The sequence below is a fragment of the Sporosarcina koreensis genome, from assembly GCF_001531445.1.
Lineage (GTDB): Bacteria > Bacillota > Bacilli > Bacillales_A > Planococcaceae > Sporosarcina > Sporosarcina koreensis_C.
Genome location: NZ_LQYA01000101.1, coordinates 9,953 through 15,443, shown reverse-complemented (window position 1 = coordinate 15,443; position 5,491 = coordinate 9,953). Strand labels below are relative to the sequence as shown.

General features: G+C 39.4%; 5 protein-coding genes. 4 read left to right on the top strand and 1 reads right to left on the bottom strand.

Annotation, left to right across the window (positions count from 1 at the left end):
- The first annotated feature begins 65 nt into the window (after positions 1-65).
- From AWV70_RS11905 to AWV70_RS11895, 3 genes are read left to right on the top strand one after another with little or no spacing between them, the layout of a single operon-like run.
- Positions 66-1,136 (top strand): phosphotransferase, encoded by a 1,071-nt coding sequence (locus AWV70_RS11905; protein WP_060207329.1) that lies wholly within the window; start codon positions 66-68, stop codon positions 1,134-1,136.
- The gene (locus tag AWV70_RS11900) at positions 1,109-2,125 is read left to right on the top strand and encodes an NAD-dependent epimerase/dehydratase family protein (protein WP_235588641.1); all 1,017 of its coding nucleotides are present in this window, start codon (positions 1,109-1,111) and stop codon (positions 2,123-2,125) included. Before AWV70_RS11905 ends, AWV70_RS11900 begins: the two co-directional genes overlap by 28 nt.
- A 32-nt stretch (positions 2,126-2,157) precedes the next feature.
- Positions 2,158-2,727 carry an AarF/UbiB family protein gene (locus AWV70_RS11895; RefSeq protein ID WP_060207327.1) on the top strand — a complete coding sequence of 190 codons (570 nt, stop codon included), beginning with the start codon at positions 2,158-2,160 and terminating at the stop codon, positions 2,725-2,727.
- 466 nt (positions 2,728-3,193) lie between these two features.
- Here AWV70_RS11895 and AWV70_RS11890 read toward each other — a convergent pair whose 3' ends face one another.
- Positions 3,194-4,264, bottom strand: coding sequence for an S-layer homology domain-containing protein (locus AWV70_RS11890; protein ID WP_060207325.1), 1,071 nt, complete (start codon positions 4,262-4,264; stop codon positions 3,194-3,196).
- A 787-nt stretch (positions 4,265-5,051) separates the two neighbouring features.
- Between AWV70_RS11890 and AWV70_RS11885 the strand changes: the two genes are divergently transcribed.
- Positions 5,052-5,491 (top strand): cache domain-containing protein (locus AWV70_RS11885; protein WP_201024360.1); only part of this gene is annotated, 440 nt, incomplete at its 3' end.

Here is a 5,491-nt window from a genome sequence, read left to right as displayed (position 1 = left end):
CGGTTCAAAACGTTACTTTTGGGCAAAACGTTCAGAATCAATTTTAGAAAAGGGGGTGCTTTTCTTTGATTAGTAAAGAAGAAGTTATACAACAGTGGAGGCGGTTTGGTTGGGAAAACCGATTCAAGATGGTTTTCGGAAAACCTGTTAAATTATTCGAGAAAGAAGTGGAATGCCTAAAAAACTCCCGTGAAAAAACAAGTATTTGGAAATTAATGATCACAGATGGAACGACTGAAATTCCTATCGTACTAAAAATTTATAAAAAGCCATTGAAAGAGAACCATGTCGTTGAATTGAATATGTATCAAATAGCGAATACCTTTCTCCAGGAATTTATGCCGAAAGTATATTGGATTGAGCCTAATGTAAAGTCCGGGGAAATTTGGATGTTCATCGAGTATTGCAAGCCATTACGGGGGCAAATCAAACTTGACCCAAGTCATTACGATAACATTATTCCAACAGTGGCAAAGTTTCATGCAGCAACATTTGAGAAGCGGATTTCGCAGCATAGAGACATCTTCGATTCCTGGCTACCCGCTTATACTTCAAAGTCGATGGATTCAGAGAGAAGGAAGCATATTGAAAAAACGAAAGAATTTCTTGACCTTGCAATGAAAGATTCAAATTTAAGGGGTCTTGTAGAACCTTGCTACAAAAATCTGCATCGTATTTTCCGAAAAGGTCCGATATTCTTTCCTGAAGTGATAGAAAGTGGGCAAAGCCTCATCCATGGAGATCTTCATATTCATAATATCAGTTGCCGGAATGCAAATGAAAACGAAGACTGGGATATCCAGCTAGTGGACTGGGAATCCGCGAAATATGCTCCCGGATGGTTTGACCTAGTAGTCCTTGTGGAGATTTTAATCGATTTCCGAAAGGATTGGCAAAAAAACGCTGATGCAATACGAAATCATTGTGCACAGTTATATAGTGATGAGATGAAAAAATATGGGATTACGTTTAAAACGGACCCTGTACAGCTCATGAAAATGGCCTATTTACAGAGAACTTTAGAAAAAAGGCTGCTAAATCACTTGCGTAGAGTGTTAAGGGGAGAGAAGAGTGTGTTGTTAGAAAGGTATTTGGAAAAAACAATGATTTGGGGAAAGGAACTTGGTTTATATTAATTTATCAAAAACCGTTTAACAAAGAGATTAAAAATAATGAAATTCAAAAGGGGGGAGTTATTGTGAAAATACTAGTTACTGGAGGAGCCGGATTTATTGGTTCCCATGTTGTGGAGCTATTACTTCAAGATGAGCATGAGACAATCATTGTTGATAATTTCAGTACTGGTAAAAAAGATGTGGTGCCATCTCAAGCTAAACTAGTCGAAATGGATATTAACTCACCCAAAATGGAAAAAGTCTTCGCACTTGAAAAACCAGATGTGGTGATTCATCTGGCAGCGCAAGTGGACGTTGGGACGTCCATACAAAATCCAGTCTATGATGCTGATCAAAATATATTAGGCACCATTCGCTTACTAAACTACTGTAAAAAGTACAAGGTGAAAAAAATTATTTTCTCTTCCTCTTGTGCTGTGTACGGAGAAACTGAGGACAGTAGTATTTCGGAGTCATACCCCCTAAAGCCTTTGTCCTTTTACGGACTTTCCAAATATACCTCCGAAATGTACATTCAACTTTTTAAAGACTTACATGAAGTTCCGTTCACCATATTAAGATATGCCAATATTTACGGTCCGAGACAATCTTCCGAAGGAGAAGGGAGCGTCATATCGATTTTCTTTAGGAAGATATTGGTCGGCGAAGCACCGGTTATATATGGAAACGGGGAGCAGACCCGGGATTTTGTTTATGTAAAAGATATTGCTTTAGCCACTTTGATGGCAATCAATAAAGGCACAAATGAGATCTTCAATATTGGTGGCAATACAAAGACGAGTATAAACGAGCTTCTTGCCAATATAGCGTCAATCGCATCTGTTCAAATCACTCCAATATCCATGCCAGCGCGTGAAGGAGATATTCAACATAGTCGATTGAATAGCACAAAAGCTGAAACGTTCCTAGGTTGGCAACCATCCTATGATTTGCTTACTGGATTAAGTGATACTTTCAATTACTATGAAGCGATAATGCAATCAAAATAACGAATAACTAAAAATGGAGGTGTGTTGAAATAATGGAAGATTTTAAATCGATAATATCCAAAAATAAAGGGAAAGTCAGTCTTAAAGATTTTAAGGATTATAAGGTGATTGGGAAGGGGAATGATGGATCGGTCTTTCAACTGACACCGGACAGGTGCGTTAAAGTATTTGGGAACGAAGAAACAAAAAAACTTGAAATGCATGCAATGCAAAAGGGCCAATCGTCTTCCATAATTCCTCGACTTTATGAGCATGGACCAAATTATATAGTCATGGAGTACGTGAAAGGAATCTCCCTCCCGCAATATCTAAAAAAAGAAAAGCAATTACCTGAAGAAATTGTGGAAAAAATTTTAGCGTTGTTTGTTGAAATGAAAAGAATAGGGTTCGAAAGAATAGATACGGAAGTTCGCCATATTTTGTTCAATGAAGCAATGGAAATTAAAGTGATTGATTTGAAAAGAGCGTTTGGTTCAGTTCGAACCACCCCTACAAAATTTATTAAAGGAATAAAAAAGAAAGGGTATGGAAACGAGTTCATGTACCATGTAAAGAACCTCAACCCACCACTTTATAAGGCGTGGAAAGATAGTATTGACTGATTGTAGGGTCGCGCGGGTACCTGTTTTTTGGGGCGCCAGCATTTTTTTGACTACCTAAACGGTGCAGCGAACTACTTTGTTAATTCGCTATAATTGCATAATAGAGCAACGAAAGGTCAATCATTATTGTCTTTGATTGGCTTGTTTTTGCATGTTAATCCGTTTTTATGAATTATGATATAAATCTACTGCATAGGTATTGTCATAATTTATACATCCTTTTGGTGAAAATAATCCCTAATGAAAGAGGGGAGAGCAGCACTGAAGTTAAGTGTAGAGATTAGCTCTCTTGTCCGGGGGATTAGTGCGTAGTCTATTTTAGTGGATGTATGACTATTCACCCATCCCACTTACTCGGTTGTATGAGAATTATACTGGTTGACGCCTGTTTTTCTGCTTTAACAGAATTTACTCTGCAAAGAGGATTTAAACATCCTTCGAGATTCTCCACTGCCGATAGAAATGATCACCCACCCGTATAAACACGCAAATTCACATTAAAATACTCCCAAAATTGGTTGCCTTCACTTTGGCCGTACAGTGTGACTTTGATGTTGTTCGCGACTAAATCTCCGTTGGTTTTGTCGCTCGGTGCTTTGAGCATATCCACCATAGCGTTTTGAAGTTGTTCTTTGGCGGCTGTACGGTTTTCGACGACATTGATAAGGGGGCCGTCCGCGATGCGGATGTGTGAAACGCCAAGCGCAAGAAGCTTGTCAGAGAAAAAGCCGAGGCCTTGGACAGCTTTTATTCCGTCGTCACGATTATAAGCGGTCATTGTCAATGTGTCGGTTTTTGAGTCATAAGTGGATTGTGATACTTTTTTTCCGTCTTTTTCAATAACACTGTTTTCGAGTACGATGGCACGGATTTTTGTTTTTGTTTCTTCTGCGAGATTGGCTGCTTTCACTAAGTTTTCAGAGCGCACGACGAATGAAGCCATTTGTGCGCGTGTGACCTTTGCATTCGGTTCAAATGTCGTCGCCGTTTTGCCTTTCGTCACCTCGTTTTCAACAAGTTTACGGATATGGCCGACGTACCATGCTGAATTGCTGACATCTTTAAAAGGGTTAGCCGTTTTCGCTTCTAATGGAAGTTTATAGCTTAAGTCAATGATCTTCGCTGCTTGTGCGCGTGTCATTGGCGCATTCGCCCGGAAAGTGCCGTCTTCAAAGCCGGAGATGTACCCGGCATTCGCGAGTGCAGCGACATAACCGTAGTACCATTGGTTTTTCTTCAGATCTTTGAAGCCTGGATCTTTTACATTCCGCGTATCCAACTCAAGGGATAGCGCAAGGATTTTCGAGGCGTGCGCGCGTGTCAATGTGGCGTCCGGCCGGAAAGTGCCATCCTCATATCCTTGTAGGATGCCCCTTCCGGTCAAGTTCAGAATTGCCTCATGGTGATCCAAGCTTTTCGGCACATCTTTAAAAGAAGTGACCGCTGCATGGGCTGATACAGGGCTGGCTATGGTGACTCCAGCCACCCATGTAATGAATAATGTATATAGGAATGTTTTTCTTATTATCTTTTTCATTTAATTTCCCCCAAATGAATCTGCATTTTGATAAAAAAGAATATTTGAATCAACTATATCATAGTAGATTCAGAGACAGTAGAAATGTGTGTAAGAAGGAGAGAGGATTCAAGGAATTCATAGTTATTCGAAAGACTAAGTATCAAAAATGAACCATAAATCCTTATTACCTGATCTGTCTTACAAATAGTTCCCTGGAGAAATGTGCCTACTAGGGTCACAGTCTCAAGAGTAAAAGAGACGAGGAAAGTGAATGAAACATGCAAAAAGTATAGGCAGAGACGATGAGAGGAAAGCCTAATTAACATTCCACATTTGTAACAGATAATGCCGGGATAGAAGTGAATTGATTTTTGGAAATGAATAGTGAATCGTTGGAATGAAGTGTGTGAGGGCGCGCGCTTCATTTTTTTGTCTTAATGGAAACCTTTCCCTATTTGAAACCCATATTTAACCCCTCGAAATAATGATTTTGCATTCGGTTTATCCCTATGATATCTAGGGTTTTACCTTATAGTACAAGTCGGAAAGAACGGGGATAATTAGTTGAACAAAAGATATTCGAAAAATGATATCTCCGAGGAGGGCGAATCAAGTCTGTTTATTGGGGGATAAAGCAATCGAAAACCATTTATTTGGAAGGGGAATCAACGCTAGCTAGGGAACAGAAATACGAATAGATTGCAAACTTTATATACAACAAGCCAATTCCGCTTTCAACTTATGAAAAGCGGTATTTGAGTACATAGCGGAACAATGAGAATAGATTATTATGGGGGATTTGAATATGAAATTGATCGTACGGTCTATCCGAACAAAGTTAATTATTTTGACAGCCGTTTTAGTTTTATTGCCTAGTTTATATATTGGTTTTTATTCTTATTTTACTGCAAGTAATTCATTGGCTGATTTAGGCAGGAATGAAATTAAGGATAAAGTCGAGATTGCCATCTCTACGCTCTCATTATTGCAAGATCAAGTGAATGAAGGGTTGATTACGAAGGAAGAGGCACAAGAAATTGCCAAGATCGAGCTCATCGGTCCAATGGGTGCAGAAGGAAAAAGAGATCCGAAATCCGCCTTCCATTTTGGGATAGATGGGTATTTTACGATTGTTTCCCCTGACGGCAAGGTTATCGCCCATCCAACGATTGAAGGGGAAGAAACCATTGATTTCAAGGATCCGAATGGACTCTTCTATGTACAAGATTTCATTACACAGGCGGG